Origin of the sequence: Tabrizicola sp., from assembly GCF_041911175.1 — a bacterium.
Taxonomy (GTDB): domain Bacteria; phylum Pseudomonadota; class Alphaproteobacteria; order Rhodobacterales; family Rhodobacteraceae; genus Tabrizicola.
In genome coordinates this window covers 80603-102310 of sequence record NZ_JAYRPN010000107.1, presented here as the reverse complement: position 1 = coordinate 102310, position 21708 = coordinate 80603, and the positions used below count along the sequence as shown (strand labels likewise).

The 21708-nt window shown below is 66.7% G+C and carries 22 protein-coding genes; 15 read left to right on the top strand and 7 right to left on the bottom strand.

Translation table 11 applies throughout. The features are described from left to right. From ribA to ACE3P6_RS15055, 3 genes are all read left to right on the top strand, one after another. The coding region (gene ribA / locus ACE3P6_RS15065; RefSeq protein WP_374396537.1) for a GTP cyclohydrolase II at positions 1 to 788 on the top strand (788 nt) is incomplete at its 5' end. Then, a complete protein-coding gene (locus ACE3P6_RS15060) occupies positions 785 to 1288 on the top strand; it encodes a L,D-transpeptidase (RefSeq protein ID WP_374396535.1) in 504 nt (167 codons plus the stop codon). The genes ribA and ACE3P6_RS15060, both read left to right, overlap by 4 nt. Positions 1289 to 1424: 136 nt before the next feature. After that, positions 1425 to 3302: an alpha-amylase family glycosyl hydrolase gene (locus ACE3P6_RS15055; protein WP_374396533.1), complete on the top strand. Its 1878-nt coding sequence runs from the start codon at positions 1425 to 1427 to the stop codon at positions 3300 to 3302. A 175-nt stretch (positions 3303 to 3477) separates the two neighbouring features. On the opposite strand, the gene ACE3P6_RS15050 is transcribed toward ACE3P6_RS15055, so the two are convergent. Beyond that, positions 3478 to 4134 (bottom strand): YggS family pyridoxal phosphate-dependent enzyme, encoded by a 657-nt coding sequence (locus ACE3P6_RS15050; protein WP_374396531.1) that lies wholly within the window; start codon positions 4132 to 4134, stop codon positions 3478 to 3480. 93 nt (positions 4135 to 4227) lie between these two features. Continuing rightward, on the bottom strand, positions 4228 to 5169 hold the full coding sequence (locus tag ACE3P6_RS15045) for a porin (protein WP_374396529.1): 942 nt from the start codon (positions 5167 to 5169) through the stop codon (positions 4228 to 4230). A 291-nt stretch (positions 5170 to 5460) separates the two neighbouring features. On the opposite strand from ACE3P6_RS15045, the gene ACE3P6_RS15040 reads away from it, so the two are divergent. The 6 genes from ACE3P6_RS15040 to ACE3P6_RS15015 all read left to right on the top strand — a co-directional run bounded on the left by ACE3P6_RS15040 (position 5461) and on the right by ACE3P6_RS15015 (position 11247). Continuing rightward, positions 5461 to 5970, top strand: a complete 510-nt coding sequence (locus tag ACE3P6_RS15040) for a DUF3576 domain-containing protein (protein WP_374396527.1) — start codon at positions 5461 to 5463, stop codon at positions 5968 to 5970. A 133-nt stretch (positions 5971 to 6103) separates the two neighbouring features. After that, a complete protein-coding gene (gene leuS / locus ACE3P6_RS15035; protein ID WP_374396525.1) occupies positions 6104 to 8737 on the top strand; it encodes a leucine--tRNA ligase in 2634 nt (877 codons plus the stop codon). Positions 8738 to 8900: 163 nt separating this feature from the next. Next, a complete protein-coding gene (gene lptE, locus ACE3P6_RS15030; RefSeq protein WP_374371564.1) occupies positions 8901 to 9362 on the top strand; it encodes an LPS assembly lipoprotein LptE in 462 nt (153 codons plus the stop codon). Continuing rightward, a complete protein-coding gene (gene holA / locus ACE3P6_RS15025; protein ID WP_374396523.1) occupies positions 9359 to 10372 on the top strand; it encodes a DNA polymerase III subunit delta in 1014 nt (337 codons plus the stop codon). Before lptE ends, holA begins: the two co-directional genes overlap by 4 nt. A 132-nt stretch (positions 10373 to 10504) precedes the next feature. Continuing rightward, complete coding sequence (locus tag ACE3P6_RS15020) at positions 10505 to 10927, top strand: GAF domain-containing protein (RefSeq protein ID WP_374396521.1); 423 nt, start codon at positions 10505 to 10507, stop codon at positions 10925 to 10927. Next, positions 10927 to 11247, top strand: a complete 321-nt coding sequence (locus tag ACE3P6_RS15015) for a hypothetical protein (RefSeq protein WP_374396519.1) — start codon at positions 10927 to 10929, stop codon at positions 11245 to 11247. Before ACE3P6_RS15020 ends, ACE3P6_RS15015 begins: the two co-directional genes overlap by 1 nt. Here ACE3P6_RS15015 and ACE3P6_RS15010 read toward each other — a convergent pair. Beyond that, entirely contained in the window at positions 11244 to 11705 is a 462-nt protein-coding gene (locus tag ACE3P6_RS15010) for a DMT family transporter (protein ID WP_374396517.1), read from the bottom strand. The genes ACE3P6_RS15015 and ACE3P6_RS15010 overlap by 4 nt on opposite strands. A gap of 86 nt (positions 11706 to 11791) precedes the next feature. On the opposite strand from ACE3P6_RS15010, the gene ACE3P6_RS15005 reads away from it, so the two are divergent. Beyond that, positions 11792 to 12700, top strand: coding sequence for a LysR family transcriptional regulator (locus tag ACE3P6_RS15005; RefSeq protein WP_374396514.1), 909 nt, complete (start codon positions 11792 to 11794; stop codon positions 12698 to 12700). Here ACE3P6_RS15005 and ACE3P6_RS15000 read toward each other — a convergent pair. After that, positions 12697 to 13884, bottom strand: a complete 1188-nt coding sequence (locus tag ACE3P6_RS15000) for a glycosyltransferase (protein ID WP_374396512.1) — start codon at positions 13882 to 13884, stop codon at positions 12697 to 12699. The two genes, ACE3P6_RS15005 and ACE3P6_RS15000, sit on opposite strands and share 4 nt — an antisense overlap. 224 nt (positions 13885 to 14108) lie before the next feature. On the opposite strand from ACE3P6_RS15000, the gene ACE3P6_RS14995 reads away from it, so the two are divergent. From ACE3P6_RS14995 to ACE3P6_RS14975, 5 genes are all read left to right on the top strand, one after another. Then, on the top strand, positions 14109 to 15266 hold the full coding sequence (locus tag ACE3P6_RS14995) for an ABC transporter substrate-binding protein (RefSeq protein ID WP_374371549.1): 1158 nt from the start codon (positions 14109 to 14111) through the stop codon (positions 15264 to 15266). Positions 15267 to 15354: 88 nt separating this feature from the next. Then, positions 15355 to 16341 carry an ABC transporter ATP-binding protein gene (locus ACE3P6_RS14990; RefSeq protein WP_374396509.1) on the top strand — a complete coding sequence of 329 codons (987 nt, stop codon included), beginning with the start codon at positions 15355 to 15357 and terminating at the stop codon, positions 16339 to 16341. Between the two features lie 208 nt (positions 16342 to 16549). Next, positions 16550 to 17488: an ABC transporter permease gene (locus ACE3P6_RS14985; RefSeq protein ID WP_374396507.1), complete on the top strand. Its 939-nt coding sequence runs from the start codon at positions 16550 to 16552 to the stop codon at positions 17486 to 17488. Further along, a complete protein-coding gene (locus ACE3P6_RS14980) occupies positions 17478 to 18296 on the top strand; it encodes an ABC transporter permease (protein WP_374396504.1) in 819 nt (272 codons plus the stop codon). Before ACE3P6_RS14985 ends, ACE3P6_RS14980 begins: the two co-directional genes overlap by 11 nt. An 18-nt stretch (positions 18297 to 18314) precedes the next feature. Further along, the gene (locus tag ACE3P6_RS14975; RefSeq protein ID WP_374396538.1) at positions 18315 to 19739 is read left to right on the top strand and encodes a gamma-aminobutyraldehyde dehydrogenase; all 1425 of its coding nucleotides are present in this window, start codon (positions 18315 to 18317) and stop codon (positions 19737 to 19739) included. A gap of 396 nt (positions 19740 to 20135) precedes the next feature. Here the strand turns inward: ACE3P6_RS14975 and ACE3P6_RS14970 are convergent, their stop codons facing one another. The 3 genes from ACE3P6_RS14970 to ACE3P6_RS14960 are packed head-to-tail and all read right to left on the bottom strand — an operon-like array spanning position 20136 to position 21638. Continuing rightward, the gene (locus tag ACE3P6_RS14970) at positions 20136 to 20468 is read right to left on the bottom strand and encodes a type II toxin-antitoxin system HicB family antitoxin (protein ID WP_374396501.1); all 333 of its coding nucleotides are present in this window, start codon (positions 20466 to 20468) and stop codon (positions 20136 to 20138) included. Then, positions 20465 to 20719 carry a type II toxin-antitoxin system HicA family toxin gene (locus tag ACE3P6_RS14965; protein ID WP_374396499.1) on the bottom strand — a complete coding sequence of 85 codons (255 nt, stop codon included), beginning with the start codon at positions 20717 to 20719 and terminating at the stop codon, positions 20465 to 20467. Before ACE3P6_RS14965 ends, ACE3P6_RS14970 begins: the two co-directional genes overlap by 4 nt. 37 nt (positions 20720 to 20756) lie before the next feature. Continuing rightward, positions 20757 to 21638 carry a LysR family transcriptional regulator gene (locus tag ACE3P6_RS14960; protein ID WP_374396496.1) on the bottom strand — a complete coding sequence of 294 codons (882 nt, stop codon included), beginning with the start codon at positions 21636 to 21638 and terminating at the stop codon, positions 20757 to 20759. Positions 21639 to 21708 lie beyond the last annotated feature (70 nt).

Below are 21708 nucleotides of genomic sequence, written 5' to 3'. Positions count from 1 at the left end.
GGACGCCGATGAAGGGACCCTTGCAATCGCTCCGCGAGGGGTCGGCCGAGTTGTCGCGGGCTGCGCTGGGGCTGGCGAAGTCGGCGCATCTTCTGCCCGCCGCGCTGCTGGTGCCGGTGTCTGACGCGCTGGCTTTGGCGGGGGCCAACGGGCTGACGCTGTTGACGCTGGACGAGATCGCGCCTGCCCTGGTCGCCTTGCCGCCACTGGATGAGGTGGTGTCGGCCCGGGTGCCCTTGGTGGCGTCCGCAGCGGGGCGTGTGCATGTCTTCCGCCCGGACGACGGCGGCGAGGAGCACTATGCCATCGAGATCGGCCGCCCGGATCGCGCGCAACCCGTGCTGGCCCGGCTGCATTCGGCCTGTTTCACCGGCGATGTGCTGGGGTCCTTGAAATGCGATTGCGGGCCGCAGTTGCGCAGCGCGCTGGCGCAGATGGGGCAGGAGGGGGCGGGGGTGCTGCTCTACCTCAATCAGGAAGGGCGCGGGATCGGGCTGGCGAACAAGATGCGGGCCTATTCCTTGCAGGACCAGGGCTTCGATACGGTCGAGGCCAATCACCGGTTGGGCTTCGAGGACGATGAGCGCGATTTCCGCATCGGGGCGGAGATATTGCGGAAGCTGGGGTTCTCTTCGGTGCGGCTGTTGACCAACAACCCGAAGAAGCTGGCGATGATGCAAGGCTGCGGGCTGCAGGTCACGGAACGTGTGCCCCTGCATGTGGGCGAGACGGCGGAGAACCGGGCCTACCTTGCCACCAAGGCGGCGAAGTCGGGGCATCTGCTGTGACGCCTGCCGATCTGGTGGTGACGCCGATGGGGCTGCGGTTCTTGGGGCGTCGGTTTCCCTGCTCCATCGGTCGGGGCGGGATCGTTGCCGCCGATGACAAGCGCGAGGGCGACGGGGCGACTCCCGCCGGGGTGCACCGGCTGGTCGGAATGCTCTACCGGCCCGACCGGATGGCACAGCCTGCCGCCTGGGCGGAACCGATCGGGCCAGCGGACCTGTGGTCGGACGACCCCCGCGACGAGCACTACAACCATTTGGTCCGCGCCCCGCACGGGTTCAGCCATGAACGCCTGCGCCGGGCCGATCCGATGTATGACCTGATCCTGATCACCGGTTGGAACTGGCCCGATGCCGAGCCGGGCCGGGGCTCGGCGATCTTCCTGCACCAGTGGCGCAGACCCGGTGCGCCCACGGCTGGCTGCGTGGCGCTCTCGCGGCATGATCTGCACTGGATCGCCCTGCGCATCGCGCCGGGAACGCGGCTGATCGTCCCTGGCTGACCCGGTTCTGCCCCGTCCCGGGCCTGACCCGGGACCTCCCTTGCCATCCCGAGGCCCCGGATCAGGTCCGGGGCGGGAAGCTCTTTCCAAAACGCTTTGGGCGCAGTAAACTGCCCTTGTTTCGGGGGAGGACGTCATGGAGAAACCGCTGACTGCCGGGGATGAGCTGTTCGACCTGCGGCTGGCCCGCTCGGCCCCCGACCTGTTCCCGATGCTGGAGGCGATCTATGGCGCGCGCCCCGATTACCCGGCCTTCCGCGACCGGCTGGTCAAGGCGCTGCGCAAGGGCTGGACGGATCGACCGGAGGACCTGAAGCGGCTGGACCTGATCCGCGACCTGGAGCCCGACTGGTTCCAGCGCCCGGGTATGGCGGGCTATGTCTTCTACATCGACCGCTTCAACGGCACTCTGACGGGTGTGCTGGAGAAGCTGGATTATCTGGAAGACCTCGGCATCACCTATGTCCACCTGATGCCCTGCCTGAAGCCCCGTCCCGGAGATTCGGACGGCGGCTATTCGGTGATGGACTACCGCCGGATCAACCCGGCTTTCGGGACGATGGCGGATTTCGAGGCGGTGAGCCGCGCCTTGCGGGAGCGGGGGATGTCGCTCTGCGTCGATCTGGTGCTGAACCACACGGCGAAGGAACATGCCTGGGCGCGGAAGGCGGCGAAGGGGGATGCGACCTATCAGGACTACTACCTGATGTTCGATTCGCCCGACCTGCCGAAGCTGTATGAGCAGACGCTGGTCGAGGTCTTCCCCGACAACGCTCCCGGCAATTTCACCCACTACCCGGAGATCGGCAAATGGGTCTGGACCACCTTCAACGAACATCAGTGGGACCTGAACTGGGCCAACCCGGCGGTGTTCCTGGAGATTGTCGAGGTCATGTTGTTCCTGGCGAACAGGGGGGTGGACGTGCTGCGGCTGGACGCGGTGGCCTTCATGTGGAAGCGCCTCGGCACCCGCTGCCAGTCGGAGCCGGAGGTCCACATGCTGCTGCAGGCCTTGCGGGCGTGCAGCCGGATCGCCTCGGCGGCGGTGATCCATCTGGAGGAAGCCATCGTCGCGCCGGAGGAGATGCTGCCCTATCTCGGGCGCGGGGTGCATGACGGGAGAGAGGGCAACCTCGCCTACCACAACAGCCTGATGGTGCAGTTCTGGTCGGCGCTGGCGACGCGCGACGTGCGGCTGATGACGCATGTGCTGGCCACGCATTTCCCCGACCGGCTGACCAACGCCACCTATGCGACCTATATCCGCTGCCACGACGATATCGGCTGGGCGGTGACGGATGAGGATGCGGCGGCGGTGGGGGTTTCGGGGCAGGGGCACCGGGGGTTCCTGTCGGAGTTCTACGAGGGCCGCTTCCCCGGAACCTTCGCCAGGGGCGCGCTGTTCCAGGTGAACGAGGCGACGGGGGACAAGCGGATTTCGGGGTCCTTCGCCAGCCTCGCCGGGCTGGAGCGGGCAGGGGGCGATCCGGCGCTGGCGGAGATGGCGGTGCAGCGGATGCTGATGGGGCACGCGCTGATCGCGGCCTTCGGGGGGATTCCGCTGATCTACATGGGGGACGAACTGGCGCTGGGGAACGACTACTCCTACCTTAATGACCCTCACCACGCCCATGACAGCCGCTGGGTGCACCGGCCCCGGATGGACTGGGCGCTGGCCGGGGAGCGGGATCGGGGCAACACGCCCTCGGCGCGGGTGTTCCGGGGGGTGAGGGAGATTCTGGCCCGCCGCGCCGTCACCCCAGCGCTGCACGGGGGGGTGCCGGTGCGGGTGGTGTCGGCGGGGAACGACGGGGTGTTCGCGTTCCAGAGGCTGGCGCCGACGGGCACTTTGCTGGGGCTGTTCAATTTCACCGAGCACTGGCAGGAGGTGGGGGAGGGCTGGGTCCGGTCGCTGGGGGTGACGGAGTTGTGGGACGCTCTGTCGGGCGGCCGGGTCGTGGTGCATCACGGGAAGGTCGTGTTGCCGCCCTATGCGCGGGTCTGGCTGACCTGAGTGTCCACGGTGGACATTTTCGATTTGCCGAATGATCGCAGAGGGTTGCACGTGGGCGTTAGGGGATTTTTAACGGATTGAGAGGGTCGGCAGGCATGTCCCCGCGCCCCGGGCTTGACCCGGGGCTTCGGGTGGTTGCGAGAGGCCCCGGATCAGGTCCGGGGCGGGGTTTCGGTCAACCCGGATAGCTCCGCGCGCCGAAGATGGCGCTGCCGACGCGGATGTGGGTGGCGCCCTGGGCGATGGCGGCTTCGAAATCGCCGCTCATCCCCATCGACAGGCCGCTGAGGCCGTGATCCGCCGCCATCCGCGCCAGCATTGCGAAATGCGGGGTCGACTCCTCGCCCTCGGGCGGGATGCACATCAGGCCGATGGGCGAGATGTCCATCGCCCGGCAGTCGCGCAGGAAGGCGGTGAGGTCGGCGGGCAGGACGCCGGCCTTCTGCGGCTCGGCCCCCGTGTTCACCTGCACGAAAAGCTGCGGCAAGGACCCGCGCGCCTGCCCGAGGCTGGCGAGCTTCGTGGCCAGCGAGGGCCGGTCGAGCGTGTGGATCGCGTCGAAGAGGTCGAGCGCCAGCTTCGCCTTGTTGGTCTGCAAGGGGCCGATCATGTGCAGTTCCACCGGGCCGAAGCGGGCGCGCCAGCCTGGCCATTTCCCGGCGGCTTCCTGCACATAATTCTCGCCGAAGACGCGGTGGCCCTGGTCCAGCACGGCTTCCACCCGTTCGGGCGGCTGGACCTTGGAGACGGCGATGAGCCGGACCGATCCTTCCGCCCGCCCGGAGGCCCGTTCCGCCGCGCGGAGGCGGGTGGTGATGTCGGTCAAGGTCATGCTCGCCCCCGTTTCGGGCACCCTAACGCCGTGGCGCAAAAAGAAAAGAGCGGGCTTTCGCCCGCTCTTTCCGTCCGTCCGGACCCTGAAGGATCAGAACGAGAAGTTGATGCCGAGGTCGGCGTAGGTGTAGTCGTCGAAGCCCTTCTGGATGGTGCCAGCGATGGTGGCCCCGCCGATGTCGTAGTTCGCGCCGATGCCGATGGCGTAGTCGTTGTCGTAGGTCACGTCGGAGTCGACGCCCGAGATGAACGCGCCCAGGCCCAGGCCGCTCGCCAGCTTGGTGTTGCCGTAGAGGGTGAACGTGGTGTCGTTCTCAGCACCGTTTTCGCCGATGAGCTGCACGCCGATGTTGGTCGAGTCGTTCATCGCGTATTCGCCGAGCAGAGCCCAGACGTCGTAGTCAGCGATGCCGGCAGCGTCGGTCACATAGCCGAGACCCAGCTTGTAGGCGCCAGCGGTGTAGTCCAGCGAGATGCCGGTTTCTTCGGCGTCGGCCGAGGTGAACTGATCGTAGTCGATGTACGACACGCGAGCGACGAGGTCGCCAGCGCTGTACGACGCGAACAGGCCGATGCGGTCAGCTTCGCCCGAAGCGTACGGGCCCGAGTTGTACGAGTCATACGAGAAGAGCGCGTACGAACCGGTGGTCGACGAGATGAAGCCGAGTTCCGCGTTGTACAGGGTGTTCAGCGAGTCGAACGCGGTGTTCGCGTTGCCGACTTCGAAGCGGAAGCCCGAGGTTTCGGCATAGAGCATCGCAGCGTTCAGTTCCGCAGCGCCTTCGCCCGAGCTGTCAACGGTGTCGCCAGCGTCGTACTGCATGCGGATCCGGCCACCGAACTTCACGCCCGAGTCGGTCTCGGTCGAGGCGTCGATGTTCACGCGCATGCGGTAGGACAGGTAGGTGTCGCTGGTGCCGGCAACATCTTCATAGATGATACCGAAACGGCCCGAGCCGCTCAGCGTGACGTCGGCGGCGGCCATGCCAGCGAAGCCGATCAGCGCGGTCGAGGCCAAAAGAACCTTTTTCATGTTTTTCCCTCTTTCTTCAAGGTAAGCCCGCCGCAGGGGAATCCGCAGGGGAATGAGGTGTATTTCACCCTTGCCGCCCCGGATTGCAACGCTTGCGGGCAGGCGGCGGGAATTCGGCGGGACATTGGTGCAGCAAAGTCACAGGTCGGGAATCCCCCCCGGCCCCCGGCCCATCACGTACGCGCGCGCGCCGAACGGGAGTGAAAGGCCTTGGCAGGCCCCGGACGCCGCGCTAGACAGCAGGCAAGAGGTTCCAAGGGTGGCCGGATGATCTTGCAGCAACTCGTACGCATGGCGTTGGCCACCGGTCTGGTCTTTTCACTGTCGTCCTGCGGCGGGATCGCCAGCGGGGACAGCGGCCTGTTCGGCAAGGGCAGGATGACCGCCGAGCAGAAGGCCGAGCGCGATGCAGAGGCCACGGCCCACCGCGACGGGACAAGCAAGGCTGCAAAGCAGACCTCGATCTGGACCCTGTTCAGGAAGTCGGACGATCCGAACACCACGGTCGAGGTCAACAAGTACATCTGGCAGGCCTCGCTGGAAGTGCTGAACTTCCTGCCCATCGAATCGGTCGACCCGTTCACCGGGGTGATCGTGACGGGTTACGGGCGGCCTCCGGGTGGCGGGCGGGCCTATCGCGCGACGGTCTATGTCCAGGACCCGGCGCTGGATGCGCGCAGCCTGAAGGTGGCGTTGCAGGGCCAGGGCGGGGCCTCGGTCGCGCCGGAGACGGTGCGGGCGGTCGAGGATGCGATCCTGACCCGCGCGCGGCAGTTGCGGGTGCGCGACAGCAAGCTTTAAGTGCGTTGCGCCCTGTGGCGACCCCGGGGCGCTGCCCCGGACCCCGGGATATTTGCAGACAGAAAATGGAGCGGGGTGGACCTTTTCGCCGCGTTCCGTGTAACTGCGCCCGGCAAGTTGTGAGAGGCCCCTGATGTCGCGCTATGACCCTTCGGTGATCGAACCCCACTGGCAGGCTGCCTGGGACAAGGCGGGGGCCTTCACGGCGCGGCGCGATGCGACGAAGCCGAAGTATTATGTGCTGGAGATGTTCCCCTATCCGTCGGGGCGCATCCACATGGGGCATGTGCGCAACTACACGATGGGCGACGTGGTGGCGCGGACCAAGGCGGCGCAGGGGTTCTCCGTCCTGCATCCGATGGGCTGGGATGCTTTCGGGATGCCCGCCGAGAACGCGGCGATGGAGCGGGGCGGCCATCCGAAGGACTGGACCTACGGCAACATCGCCGACATGAAGGCGCAGATGAAGCCCCTGGGCCTGTCGATCGACTGGTCGCGGGAACTGGCGACCTGCGACCCGGAATATTACGGCCAGCAGCAGGCGATGTTCATCGACATGATGGAGGCCGGGCTGGTCTACCGCAAGGCGGCGGTGGTCAACTGGGACCCGGTCGACATGACGGTCTTGGCGAACGAGCAGGTGATCGACGGCAAGGGCTGGCGGTCGGGCGCGGCGGTGGAGCGGCGCGAGCTGACGCAGTGGTTCTTCAGGATTTCGGATTATTCGGAAGAGCTGTTGTCGGCGCTGGACGGGCTGACGCACTGGCCCGAGAAGGTGCGCCTGATGCAGGCGAACTGGATCGGCAAGTCGCGCGGTCTGCAGTTCGCGTTTCAGACGGTGGGGGCGCCGGAAGGCTTTGAAAAGCTGGAGGTTTATACGACCCGGCCCGATACGCTGATGGGGGCGTCTTTCGCGGCGATCTCGCCGGATCATCCGCTGGCGAAGGCGCTGGAGACGGACCCGAAGGTTGCCGCCTTCGTCGCGGAGTGCCGCAAGGGCGGGACTTCGGCCGAGGAAATCGAGACGGCGGAGAAGATCGGCTATGACACCGGCATCCGCGTGAAGCATCCGCTCGATCCCTCATGGGAATTGCCGGTCTGGATCGCGAACTTCATCCTGATGGACTACGGCACCGGGGCGATCTTCGGCTGCCCGGCGCATGACCAGCGGGATTTCGATTTCGCGACGAAATACGGGCTGGCGATCAGGCCGGTCTTCGTGGCCGAGGGCGCGGAGGAGGCGGCTTTGGCCGAAGCCTATACGCCGATGAAATCCGAGAGGGTCCGCTATGTGCGGGGCTTCGCTGGCGCTGACGTGCAGACGGGGGATGAGGGCGTGGCTGCGGCCATCGCCGATGCCGAGGCCAAGGGCTATGGCCAGGGCGTGACGAAATACCGCCTGCGCGACTGGGGGGTCAGCCGGCAACGCTACTGGGGCTGTCCGATCCCGGTGATCCATTGCGCCAAATGCGGGGTGGTGGCCGAGAAGAAGGAGAATCTGCCCATCGAGCTGCCCTATGACGTCAGCTTCGACGTGCCGGGCAACCCCCTGGACCGTCACCCGACCTGGCGCGACTGCACCTGCCCGACCTGCGGCGGGAAGGCCCGGCGCGAGACGGATACGATGGACACCTTCGTCGATTCGTCCTGGTATTACGCCCGCTTCACCGCCCCGCGGGCGACGACTCCGACGGTGGCCGAGGACGCCGGTTACTGGATGAACGTCGACCAGTATATCGGCGGGATCGAGCATGCGATCCTGCACCTCTTGTACTCGCGCTTCTTCGCAAGGGCGATGCACAAGACCGGCCACCTGCCCGTGAAGGCCATCGAGCCGTTCAATGCGCTCTTCACGCAGGGCATGGTGACGCACGAGATCTACCGGTCCACCGATGCGCAGGGCCGCCCGGTCTATCACCTGCCCGAGGACATCCTGCGCTTCAACATCGGCAACGAGCCGGTGGCCTTCCTGCGGGCGGACCATGCGACCGACCTTTCCGAACTGAGCGAGGACGAGCTGAAGGCCAAGCTGGAAGAGGCGGCGGGGACGGCGGTCGAGATCATCCCCTCGGCGAAGATGTCGAAGTCGAAGAAGAACGTCGTCGACCCGATGAACATCATCGCCGATTTCGGCGCCGACACCGCGCGCTGGTTCGTGATGTCGGATTCGCCCCCGGAGCGGGATGTGGAATGGACCTCGTCCGGCGCCGAGGCCGCGCACAAGCACCTGTCGCGCGTCTGGGGCCTGTCGGTGCGGATCGGTGAGATGCCTGCCGACCACAAGGGCGAGGGCGACGGGGCCTTGGCGAAGGCAACGGCCAAGGCCATCGACGAGGTGACCAAGGGCATCGAGGGCTTTGCCTTCAACAAGGCCATCGCGGTGCTCTACGGTTTCAGCAACACCATCGCCAAGGCCAATGCCTCGACCGGGGTGATGAAGGAGGCGATCCGCACGCTGGCCAAGCTGATGTCGCCGATGACCCCGCACCTGGCCGAGGAAATCTGGGCGGCGCAGGGCGGCGCGGGGCTGTGCGCGCTGGCGGCCTGGCCCAAGGCCGACCCGGCGCTTCTGGTGGACGATACCGTCACCCTGCCGATCCAGATCAACGGCAAGCGCCGGGCGGAAATCAGCGTGCCGAAGGATATGCCCGCGCCGGAGGTTGAAAAGCTGGCGCTGGCGGATGAGGATGTGATCAGGTTCCTTGCCGGGCAACCGGTGAAGAAGATCATCGTCGTGCCGGGCCGCATCATCAATGTCGTCGTCTGACCGTATCCCCCCCACAACAGGGTGCCCCCCCGCCCTAGCCCTCCCCCACGAAGGGGGGAGGGGACCTGTTGCGCCTGGCATCGAGCGCAGCGCTTCAAGACCGGCGCCTCCCTCCCCCCCGGTGGGGGAGGGATGGGGTGGGGGGGCTCTGACCCGTCGGACAATGATCCTCGCCCCCCTCGCCCTTGCCGCCTGCGGCTTCACCCCCGCCTATGGCCCCGGTGGCAGTGCGGGCAAGCTGACGGAAACCGTCTGGGTGCAGGACCCGACCGACAAGAATGCCTTCGACCTGGTCGAGCGGCTGGAAGAACGGCTCGGGCGGCCCGAAACGATCCGCTATGACCTCGCCTATACGATCACCACGGAAAGCGTGGGTGTGGGGATCACGCCGGACAACAAGATCACCCGCTATGACCTGAAGGGCGTGGTCGACTATGCCCTGACCGACCGCGCCACCGGGGCGCAGGTCACCGGCGGGCGGGTGCAAAGCTTCACCGCCTATTCCGCCACCGGCTCGACCGTTGCCGGGCTGGCGGCGGAAGAGGACGCAAGCCTTCGGCTGATGCGAATCCTCGCCGACCAGATCGTCGCCCGGCTGATCGCGGCCTCGGCCAGCCTGCCATGATCCTGAAGGGGGTCGAGGCGGCGCGGTATTGTGCGAAGCCCGACCCTGCGCGGGCGGGTCTGCTGATCTTCGGTGCCGATGCGATGCGGGTCGCGCTGAAGCGGCAAGAGGCGATTGCGGCGCTGGTCGGTCCCGAGGGCGAGGCCGAAATGCGGCTGTCGCGCATGTCCGGCGGCGACCTGCGCAAGGACGGCAGCCTGCTCCTGGATGCGATCAAGGAAGTGGGGTTCTTCCCCGGCCCGCGCGTGGCCTTCGTGGAGGAGGCCACCGACGGGCTGGCCGAGACGGTTGCCGTCGCGCTGAAGGACTGGAAGCCGGGCGATGCGGCGATCGTGGTCACGGCGGGCAACCTGACGGGCAAGTCTGCGCTGAAGACCCTGTTCGACAAGCATCCGAATGCGGTCTCCATCGGGCTTTACGACGATCCGCCCAGCCGGGAAGAGATCGAGGAGGCGCTGAAGAAGGCGGGGCTGCGCGACATCGACCGCGAGGCGATGACCGACCTGAACACCCTTGCGCGCGCACTCGACCCCGGCGATTTCCGGCAGACGCTGGAGAAGATCGCGCTCTACAAGCATGGCGATCCCTCGCCCCTGACCCCGGCGGACGTGGCGGCGATGGCCCCGGCGACCATCGAGGCCGAGGTGGACGAGTTGATCGACGCGGTCGCCGAGGCGCGCAGTGCGGCCATCGGACCCTTGTTCCGGCGGCTGGAGGGGCAGGGCGTGCTGCCGGTGACGATCTGCATTGGCGCGCTGCGCCATTTCCGCGTGCTGCATCAGGCGGCGACCGATCCTTCAGGTCCGGGCGTCGGTATCCAGAAGGCGCGGGTGAACTTCAAGCAGAAGGACGCGATGGGGCGGCAGGCGGGGCAATGGGGCGTCCGCGCGCTGGAACAGGCGGTGGCGGTGCTCTTGGAGACCGACCTGACGCTGCGCTCGGCCAGCAAGGCGCCCGGCATGGCGCTGATGGAACGCGCGCTGATCCGCATCGCGATGACGCGGCGGTAGGGGCCGATTTCTTCGAAGAAATCGGTCCGGAGTTTTGAAAACTCCGGTCCACGACGGACACGGGGGCGACATTGACAGTCGGGGTGGTGCCCCTGACAGTACCGCGAAACCGCTCGACGAAAGCATGGCAAGATGACCGCATTCACCGACCTGCACTCCCGCTGCGCCGCGCTGGGCACGCGGCTGTTCACCGTGACCCGGCTGGACGAGGGCGCGGCGCTCTTCGCGCGGGTCTTCACCTCGCATCCGCTGGAATACCCGGTGTCGGGCACCAAGCCGATGGAGAAGGACGGCTGGTACGACACGACCATCGCGGGGAAGCGGACTTTCGTGGCGAACACACCGCCGGAGTTCGCGAAGTATTTCTTCGACCATGAGTTGATCGTGTCGCTGGGCCTTGGCTCCTGCATCAACGTGCCGGTGGTCGATGGCGCGCGCGTGCTGGGGACGGTCAACATCCTGGCCGAGGCGGGGCATTTCACGCCGGAGAAGCTGGCGGGTTACGAGGCGCTGGTGGCCAGGGCGACCCCTGCGCTGGCGGCGGCGCTGCGCTGATGGCGAAGGAACTGAGCCCGGTCGAGGCGTTCCTGGTCCCGCTGGCGCGGCTGGCGCGGAAGCATCGCGACATCGAGGGGTTGGTGTTCTGGGGCGGAACCGAGGGCTGGGACCCGACGCCGTCCGAAGCGCTGGAGGCGGAGGAGATCGCCTTCTACGCCGAGGGGCTGCTGATCGACGGCTTCCACATGGACTGGGCGCTGGTCGGCGAGGGCGAGGCGGCGGATCACCTGCGCCTGTGCTTCTGGCAGGAGGGCGCGCCGCCCCCGCCGGTCGCCGCGCCCTGGGTCAAGCTGGATGGCGGGCGCTGGGTTCCCTAGACCCGCGACAGCAGCAGCCCGGCCATCACCAGCCCGGCCGAGGCGATGCGGGTCGGGGTGATCTCGCGTGCGGTGACGCCAAGCGCGCCGGTCGCGTCGATCACCATCGCTGCGGTCATCTGTCCCAGGATCAGCGCGGCGACCAGGGTGACCACGCCCAGCTGCGAGACGCCCCAGACCGAGGTCAGCACATACCAGGCGCCAAGGCAGCCGCCGATCAGCGTCCAGGCGGGCACCTGCGGCAGTTTCAGGAAGGCCCCGCCCTGTCCCTGCACCAGGGCGATGACCAGCAACACCACGAAGCCCACGCCGAACGACACCGCCGCTGCGGGAACCGGCCCGCCAAGCTCACGCGCGAGCGCCGCATTGACCGGGGCCTGCAAGGCCACCGCCGTCCCGCCCAGCACCACCGCTGCCACGATCCACCACATCGACGCCTCCATTTTGTTTTCTCGCATCTGAGCATGGCAGGAGTCGGGCGGCAAGTCTTGCGTCGAGCCATCGGTATACCCCAAGATATGCCCGGTTGCCTTCGGAGTTCCCGATGCCTTTCACCCTGCGCCAGTTGCAGTTCTTCGTCGCCGCCGCCGAGGCCGGGTCGGTCTCCGGCGCGGCGCGGGCCTTGTCGATCAGCCAGTCCTCGGTGACCGAAGCGATCCGGGCGCTGGAGGACGATCTGGGGGTCGGGCTGTTCGACAGGCAGGCGCGGGGCATCCTGCTGACCCACAAGGGCAGCGCCTTCCTCCGCCATGCGCGGCAGATCCTGGCCGATGTCTCCACCGCCCGGTCGGCCTTCGTCGAGGAGGCCGAGACCGCGACCGGACGCCTGTCGCTGGGGGTGACGAGTCTCGTCGCTGGCTATGTGCTGTCGGATATCCTCGCCCGCTACCGCCGCGCCTATCCGCGGATCGAGCTGAACGTGATCGAGGACAATGGCGATTATCTCCAGCACCTGTTGATCGGGGGCGAGCTGGACGTGGCGGTGCTGCTCACCTCATCGGTGAAGGACCGGCTGGCGCTGAACGTGGAAACGCTGGTCGTGTCGCCCTACCGGCTGTGGCTGCCGCTGGGGCATGTGCTGGCGCAGCAGGAGCTGATCACGCTGGAGGAGCTGGCGGGCCAGCCGCTGATCCAGCTGATGGTGGACGAGATCGAGGAATCCACCCGCCGCCTGACCGCCGCGCTGCCGGTGAAGCCGCAGATCGCCTTCCGCACCCGCAGCGTCGAGGCGGTGCGTTCGCTGGTCGCCACCGGGGCGGGGCTGGCGATCCTGCCCAGCCTCGTCTACCGGCCCTGGTCGCTGGAAGGCGACCGGATCGAGATCCGCGATGTGTCGGGCGACCTGCCCTCGGTTCAGGTCGGCCTCGCCTGGCGCAAGGGCGCGCCGCTGACCGTTCCGGCCAGCAACTTCATCCGCTCGGCGCAAAGCACGACGGCGGTCCGTCCCAGCTAGGCGACCACCGGCAGAAGCGTCACCCCGGCGATGCGGGCAAGATGCTCCATCCGGCACCGGAATTCCGGCTGGAAGCCATGCGCCTGCGAGAATGTCCAGGCATTGCGGCTGCAGCGGGTGATCTCGACCGGATTGCGTGCCACGTCGGCAATGCGGTCGGCCAGCGCCAGCACATCGCCCAGCGGCGCCCCCCAGCCGGCCTGCGCCTCGCCGTTCAGGCGCTGCCACATGCGGTTGTCGTAGCTGGCCACGGCGACACCGCAGCCCATCGCCTCGATATAGGTGCAGGAGGGGTCGGACTGGCGGTGACAGCCGAGGAAGATGTCGGCCTCCCGGCGGGTGAAGGGGACAAGTTCGGTCTCGAAATCCACCACTCCGCGCAAGCGCACCCGCTGCGGATCGGGCAGGCTGCGGATGCCTTCGGCGATTTCGGTCTCCAGCGCGCCGGTGCCGAAGATGTCCAGCGTGAAGGCGACGCCCCGCTCGCTCAGGTGGCGGGCAACGGGGATCAGGTCCTGCGCGCCCTTCATGGTTTCCAGCCGCCCGGAATAGACCAGCCGCAGCGGTTCGCCTGCGGCGCGCCGGACCTCGCGCGCGGCCATCTCGGCCTCGGTGGCGAAAAGCTCGGGCGTCATCCGCCCGTCGAGATACAACAGGCTGTCGCGACACATCGGGCCATACAGGTCATGCGCCGGATAGCCGTTGGATTGCAGCCCCTGCGCGGCGCGAAAATCGCGTCGACGGCGCTTTTCCTGCTGCCGCAGCCAGATACGGCCCTTCAACCGCCTGACAAGCCCGCGACTACGGTCAAGATCGTTGATCTGGCGGCGCGTTTCGTCAGTGTATTCGATGACATAGACGATCTTCTGGCCCGGCGTCAGATGATCGGTCAGCCCAAGGCAGCGGAAGTCGTCGCCCGAAGCATAGACCAGCGCGTGCCCCGCCAGGTGACGGGCGGTGATGGGTTCGTCGGGGTCGAGCAGAACAAGGTCGAACGGCAGCTCGGTCGGATCGAAGTCGCGCCCGAAGGGGATGGAGGGAGCCCCGCGCCGCAGCAGGCAGGTGATCCGGCTGGGCCAATGCGCCTGCTGGACACGCATGCCCTCGACGAATTTCACGTCCAGCCGGACGCGGCCCCCGCTCTCGATCACGGGTGCCGGAGCAATCATCAGCATGCGTGCCATCAGGGTCCCATAACAACTCGATACCGGATATCTAGTGTGAAACCGGGGCCAAGTATCGCGAATTCGACGCCGGACTGCCGGGCCGCTCTCTGCCATCGGAAAATCCGATACCTAGCTTCAGTATTTTGCCATTGCGAAAGTTCCGCGACCTCCTACCCTTTCGCCCAAGTCCGGGAAACGGACCGTCCGCGCCATCGCCAGAGACACACCAACGGGAGCCTGCCATGAACCGCCTCAAACTTCTGGGAACCACGACGCTTGCGCTTCTCACCGGATTGACCCCCGCTTTTGCCCAGGTCGCCGCGCTTGGCGAACCCGAGGGTCAGGTGAACATCGTCGCCTGGCCCGGCTATATCGAGCGGGGCGAAAGCGACAAGGCCTTCGACTGGGTGACCAAGTTCGAACAGTCCTCGGGCTGCAAGGTCAACGTCAAGACCGCGAACACCTCGGACGAGATGGTCGCCCTGATGAACGAGGGCGGCTTCGACCTGGTGACCGCCTCGGGCGACGCCAGCCTGCGGCTGGTGGCGGGCGACCGGGTGCAGCCGATCAACACCGACCTGATCCCGTCCTGGAAGAATGTGGACGAGCGGCTGCAGAATGCCGCCTGGCACACGGTCGACGGGGTGCATTACGGCGTGCCCTACATGTGGGGGCCGAACGTGCTGATGTACAACACCGATGTCTTCAAGGAGGCGCCGAAGTCCTGGTCGGTGGTGTTCGAGGAACAGACCCTGCCCGACGGCAAGTCGAACAAGGGCCGGGTGCAGGCCTATGACGGCCCGATCCACATCGCCGACGCCGCGCAATACCTGATGGCGCACAAGCCGGAACTGGGGATCACCAACCCCTACGAGCTGAACGAGGACCAGTACAAGGCCTCGCTCGACCTTTTGCGCGGCCAGCGTGAACTGGTAGGCCGCTACTGGCACGACGCGATGATCCAGATCGACGACTTCAAGAACGAGGGCGTCGTGGCGTCCGGCTCCTGGCCGTTCCAGGTCAACCTGCTGAAGTCCGAAGGGCAGCCGGTCGCCTCGACCATCCCCGAGGAAGGCGCGACGGGCTGGGCCGACACCACGATGATGCATGTCGACGCCAAGAACCCGACCTGCGCCTATCTGTGGATGGAGCATACGCTGTCCTCGAACCTGCAATCCGACCTTGCGGTCTGGTTCGGGGCGAACCCCTCGGTTCCGGCGGCCTGCACCGACGGGTCGGGCATGTCGACCAAGGAAAGCTGCTCGGCGAACGGGATGGACGACTTCGACAAGATCCGGTTCTGGACCACCCCGGTGTCGAACTGCAGCCAGGGCGAGGGGGCCTGCGTGCCCTACTACCGCTGGGTCAGCGACTATATCGGCGTGATCGGCGGGCGTTGATCTTCTTGTCAGGGTGGGCGGCCTGCCCACCCTGCTTTTCCAACTTCGCAAAGGGATGGTGCGCTGTAGCGCACCCTACGATCGTGCCATGACCGCTGCCGTCGAATTTCAGAATGTCTCCCGACACTTCGGCCCGGTGAAGGCCGTCGACGGGGTGGACCTGACCATCGCCGAAGGCTCGTTCTTCGCCATGCTTGGTCCGTCGGGGTCGGGCAAGACCACCTGCCTGCGGCTGATCTCGGGCTTCGAGAAACCCACCGGCGGCGCGATCCGCATCTTCGGCGAGGATGTGTCCGCGACGCCGCCGCACCTGCGCAACGTGAACACGGTGTTCCAGGACTATGCGCTCTTCCCGCACCTGAACGTGCGCGACAACGTGGGCTACGGGCTGATGGTCAAGGGCATGGGCCGGGCAGAGCGCCACGCGAAGGCCGAGGAGATGCTGGCGCTGGTCAAGCTCGGCGCCTACGGCGACCGCAAGCCCGCGCAGCTGTCGGGCGGCCAGCGGCAGCGGGTGGCGCTCGCCCGCGCGCTGGTGAACGAGCCCCGCGTGCTGCTGCTGGACGAACCCCTTGGTGCGCTGGACCTGAAGCTGCGCGAGGCGATGCAGGACGAACTGAAGGCGCTGCAGAAACGCCTTGGGCTGACCTTCGTCTTCGTGACCCATGACCAGCACGAGGCGCTGTCGATGGCCGACAGCCTGGCGGTGTTCAACGAGGGCAGGATCGCCCAGATCGGCACCCCGCAAGAGATCTACGACCGCCCCGCCACCCGCTTCGTGGCGGATTTCGTCGGCTCCTCCAACGTCCTGCCCCCCGACCTGACCCGGGCCCTTGGAGGCCCGGCGGAATGGGCCTCGCTCCGCCCCGAGGCGACGCGGCTTGCGCCCACCGGCCTGGTTTCCGGCACCGTGACCGCGCTGCGCTACCTCGGCTCCGGCACCCGCGTGGTGATCGAGGCGCAGGGCACCGAGATCGCGGCGCTGGTTCCCGCAGGCCAGCCCGTGCCGTCCGAGGGCGCGATCACCGCCATCGCCTTCGACCCCGGCGCCCTGCACCTGATGGGGGCATCCTGATGCGCCGCCTCCAGGCCGCCCTGTCGCAGGGGGCGCTGCCCCCTCACCCCCGGGATATTTGGGGACAGAAAACAGCATCACCCAAGGTCCATTTTCTGTCCGCAAATATCCCCGCCGGAGGCTCCGACTCCTCCCTCCCGCGCAAGGCTGCAGGACAAGGCGCCCAAAATTCTTTCTGCAAGAATTTTGACGGCCGGAGGGCGCCGCGATGACCGCCCCGGCGATCCTGCCCGCAAGGGGCCCTGCCGACCGGCTGACCTCGACGTTCTGGCGCCACCCCCGCGTGCTTCTCGCGCTGCTCCTCACCCCGCCGCTTCTGTGGCTTGGCGTGGTCTACCTCGGCTCGCTCGCCGCGCTTCTCCTGCAAAGCTTCTACTCGATCGACGAAATGTCGGGGCTGGTGAAGCACGAACTGACGCTGAAGACCTATGGCGAGCTTTTCCGGCTGTCGAACCTCGACATTCTGGTTCGCACGGTGACGATGGCCGCCGCCGTGACGCTGGCCTGCGCCGTGCTGGCCTTCCCCATCGCCTACTATGCCGCCCGCTACGCCAAGGGGCACTGGAAGGCGGCCTTCTACCTGGGCGTCATGCTGCCGCTCTGGTCGTCCTATCTCGTCAAGGTCTATGCCTGGAAGCTGATCCTCGCCAAGGAAGGCATCATCGGCTGGGCCGCCGAACGCACCCATACCTCCTGGATCATCGACGGGCTGCTCTCGATCCCCGGGCTGGAGGGCTCCTCGCTCTCCACCTCGCCGCTCGGGACCTTCATGGTCTTCTGCTACATCTGGCTCCCCTACATGATCCTGCCGATGCAGGCCGCGCTGGAGCGGGTGCCGACTTCCATGCTGGAGGCCTCAGCCGACCTTGGCGCCACCCGTGCGCAGACCTTCCGCACGGTCGTGCTGCCCCTCGCCCTGCCGGGGGTGATCGCCGGGTCGATCTTCACCTTCTCGCTGACGCTCGGCGACTACATCATTCCCCAGATCATCGGCAATTCCGCAAATTTCATCGGCATGGCGGTCTACCAGCTGCAGGGCACCGCCGGGAACATCCCGCTGGCCGCCGCCTTCGCCGTGGTGCCGATCCTCATCATGCTCATCTACCTGACCATCGCCCGCCGGATGGGGGCCTTCGATGCTCTCTGACCGCTCCCCCCTCTCGCTCCGCGCTGCGGCCATCGGCGGGCTTCTCTTCCTGCACCTGCCGATCCTGCTGATCTTCCTCTACGCCTTCACCACCGAGGAGCGCAGCTTCCAGTTTCCCCCTCCCGGCCTGACCACGCACTGGTTCGCGACCGCCTGGTATGACCGCCCGGACATCTGGCCGCCGCTCTGGCTGTCGCTGAAGGTCGCGACCGTCGCCACCTCCATCGCCCTCGTCCTCGGCACGCTCGTTGCCGCCGCGATGACGCGCACCGCCTTCTTCGGGCGCGACCAGATCAGCCTGCTGATCCTCCTCCCCATCGCCCTGCCCGGGGTGATCACCGGCATGGCGCTGCGCTCGGCCTTCGGGATCATGGACATCCCGTTCAGCGTCTGGACCATCGTCTTGGGCCACGCCACCTTCTGCATCGTCATCGTCTACAACAACGCCGTCGCCCGCCTGCGCCGGTTGTCGGGGGGCATCATGGAGGCCAGCGCCGACCTTGGCGCCAACGCCTTCCAGACCTTCCGGCATGTGCTGCTGCCCAACATGGGCTCGGCTTTGCTGGCAGGCGGGATGCTGGCCTTCGCGCTCAGCTTCGACGAGGTGATCGTCACCATCTTCACTGCCGGATCGGGCATCGAGGCGAAGACCCTGCCGATCTGGATGCTGGACGAGCTGATCCGCCCGCGCCAGCGGCCCGTGACCAACGTCGTCGCCATCGTGGTCTTCGCGGCCACCTTCTTCCCGATCCTCGCAGCCTACTACCTGACCCGCGGCGGCTCCGAGACCGCCGGCATGGGCAAATAGGGAGACCTCCGCATGACCATCCAGACGCAACTCCTGATCGGTTCCGCTTTTGAGGTGGGGCAGGAGGCGAAGGAATCCGTCCTGAACCCCCGCACCGGCGCGCTGATCCTGGAGGTCCCGGAAGCCTCAACCGCGCAGGTGGACCGGGCAGTGGCGGCGGCGCGGAAGGCCTTCGAAGGCTGGTCGCGGACGACGCCCGCCGAACGCTCCGCCGCGCTGCTGACCATCGCCGACCGGATCGAGGCCGAGGCGGATGCCTTCGCCGCCTTGGAGGCGCTGAACTGCGGCAAACCGATCAACGCCGCGCGGAATGACGAGATCCCCGCCATCGTCGACTGCTTCCGCTACTTCGCGGGCGCCGTGCGCTGCATGACCGGGACGGTGGCCGGGGAATATCTCTCGGGCCATACCTCGATGATCCGCCGTGACCCGGTGGGGGTGGTGGCCAGTATCGCACCCTGGAATTACCCCCTCATGATGATGGCCTGGAAGCTTGGCCCGGCCATCGGCGGCGGCAATACGGTGGTGTTCAAGCCATCCGAGCAGACCCCGCTGACCGCGCTGAAACTGGCGCATATCCTGGCGGATGTGTTGCCCGAGGGCGTGGTCAACGTGATCGCGGGGCGTGGCCAGACCGTCGGCAGCTACCTGATCAACCACCCACAGGTCGACATGATCTCGCTGACCGGCGACGTGGCGACCGGCAAGAAGATGCTGGATGCCGCCGCCAAGACGGTGAAGCGCACCCATCTGGAACTGGGCGGCAAGGCGCCGGTGATCGTGTTCGACGATGCCGATGTGGCGGAAGTGGTCGAGGGGCTGCGAGCGTTCAGCTTCTACAACGCCGGGCAGGACTGCACCGCCGCCTGCCGGGTCTATGCCGGGAAGAAGGTCTACGACAATCTGGTGGCCGACCTGACCTCTGCCGCGTCCTCCATCGTTCTGGGCGCTGAGGACGACACCACCAATGAAATCGGCCCCCTGATCAGCCAGCGCCAGCGCGACCGGGTGGCGAGCTTCGTCAACCGCGCCCGCGAGTTGAACCATGTGCAGGTGACGACCGGCGGCGAGGCGATGGACCAGGGCTTCTACTACCGCCCGACGGTGGTGGCCGGGGCCAAGCAGGACGACGAGATCGTCCGCCGGGAGGTCTTCGGCCCGGTGGTCTCCGTGACACCCTTCTCGGAGGTGGACGAGGCCGTCAGCTGGGCCAACGACAGCGACTACGGGCTGGCGTCATCGGTGTGGACCCGCGACGTCGGTCGGGCGATGGCTACGGCAGCGCGGCTGCGCTACGGCTGCACCTGGATCAACACCCATTTCATGCTGACCAACGAGATGCCGCACGGCGGGCTGAAGCAGAGCGGCTACGGCAAGGACATGAGCGCCTATGCGCTGGAGGACTATACGGTGGTCCGGCATGTGATGGTGAAGTGGGGGTAAGTGACTCGGTGGCGGTCCTGAAAAATGTTCTCTAATGGGGCGACCAAGTCCGACTCCTATCGCTTGATTTAATGGAGTTAGAAGTGAGAGTTGTCGGGAAACTGCTTGCTGGATTGGTATTTGTTGGCTGTGTCCTGGCCACCGTTACATTTGGAAACCTGTCTACGATTGGAGGAGGCGGGCTGACACTCAGGGGCTTCCTAACTCTGGCCGCCCAAGCTTGGGCTTTTTTGGGCCCGATCGCTATTGGTTGCGCTTATCTCGTACTTGGAAAAGGATCAGGGGTTTTCTGCATCCTTTGGTTGTTTGCATCTTTGATTGCTGGGGGTGTTGCGTTCTCTGGCGTCAGCTGACCTTGCTTGCCAGCTTAGGGGCAAAAAAGATCGCAACACTGGATCACCCCGCCGCCTTCCCCAGCACCTCTTCCGCCCACTGGTTCAGGCTCTTGCCTGCCAGTTCCGCCGCCAGCGCGGCCTTGCGGTGGACCTCGGGGTTCACGCGAAACATCATCTGGCCGGAATAGGCACGCTGCGGCTCCTTCCCGATCTTCGCGCAGGTTTCCAGATAGTCCTCCACCGCCTCGCGGAAGGCCTCGCGCAGGCCCTCCACCGTGTCGGCATGGAAGCCCACCCCGTCGCGGATGCCCGCGATCCGGCCGGTGAAGATGCCGTCCTCATCGTCATACTCGACCCGGGCCGAATAGCCCTTGTAGCTCATCGCGTTGCTCATGGGATCACTCCGATCCGTTCCAGAAATTCCCGCGCCGCGCGGACCTGATACCGCTTGGCCTCCTTGGCCGGGTGCGGGCGATGGAAGCTCTCCACCTCGCCCCGGCACACGAACCTGACCCGCGAGCCGCGGCCTTCGATCACCTCGGCCCCCGCCCAGACCAGCAGGCTTTCGATGTCTGCCCAGTTGATCGTCCCCGACACCGGCTCGGCGAAGACGGCCTCAAGCGTGCGGCGATGCTTGCTGTTCATGATTGCAAAATAGCAATGCTGGCAGAAAATGCAAGCATCAGCCGACCGCCCCCAACCACTCCAACAACATCCCCAGCGGCCTGCTCACCACCCGCCCCTTCGGCCAGACCAGCGAGTAGCTGCCTTCCAGTTCCTCGAACCCCTCCACCGCCGCGACCAGCCGACCTCGCTCGGCCTCCGCTTCGAACAGGAAGGACGGCAGCAGCGCGAGGCCGAAGCCCAGGGCCGCGGCTTCGGACATGTGGGAGAACTGGTCGAACAGCATCCCGCGCAGGCGGTCCACCGGGACCTTGCGGCGGGCGAACCAGTCCTCCCAGGCGCCCGGACGGCTTTCCAGGTGCAAGAGGGGGAAATCCAGCAGGCACTGGGGCGGCAGGGGGCCGTCGGGCAGCAGCGACGGCGATCCTGCGGGGATCACCCGTTCGCGCATCAGGTCCAGATACTCCACCCCCTGCCAGTCGCCGGTGCCGAAATGCACGGCGGCGTCGAAGGGGTCGCGGGCGAAGTCGAAAGGCGCCAGACGGGTGGAGAGGTTCACCGTCACCTCGGGATGCGCGTCGGTAAAGGCCTTCAGGCGCGGCAGCAACCAATGCGACCCGAAGGCTGGCAGGACGGCGAGGTTCAGGCTCATCCGCGCCCCCGCCGCGCGGATCTTCAGGCTGGCCCGCGCGAGGTCTTGCAGATAGCCCCGCGCGGTGGCGGCATAGTCGCGGCCGGAGGGGGTCAGGACCAGCGCCCGGCCCGCGCGTTCAAACAGGGTGACGCCGATCTGGTCCTCCAGATGTTTGAGCTGGCGCGAGATGGCGGAATGGGTCAGCGACAGTTCCGCCGCTGCCAGGGTGGCCGAGCCGAGGCGTTCCACCGCCTCCAGCGCGAGGAGGGAACTGACCGAGGGGAGGAAGCGGCGGGGGGCGATCATGTGCGGAAACCTCACAGGCAGGCGAGTTTTCATCGGTTTTACTTGAGTTTTACTTCAGATACACTCCCCC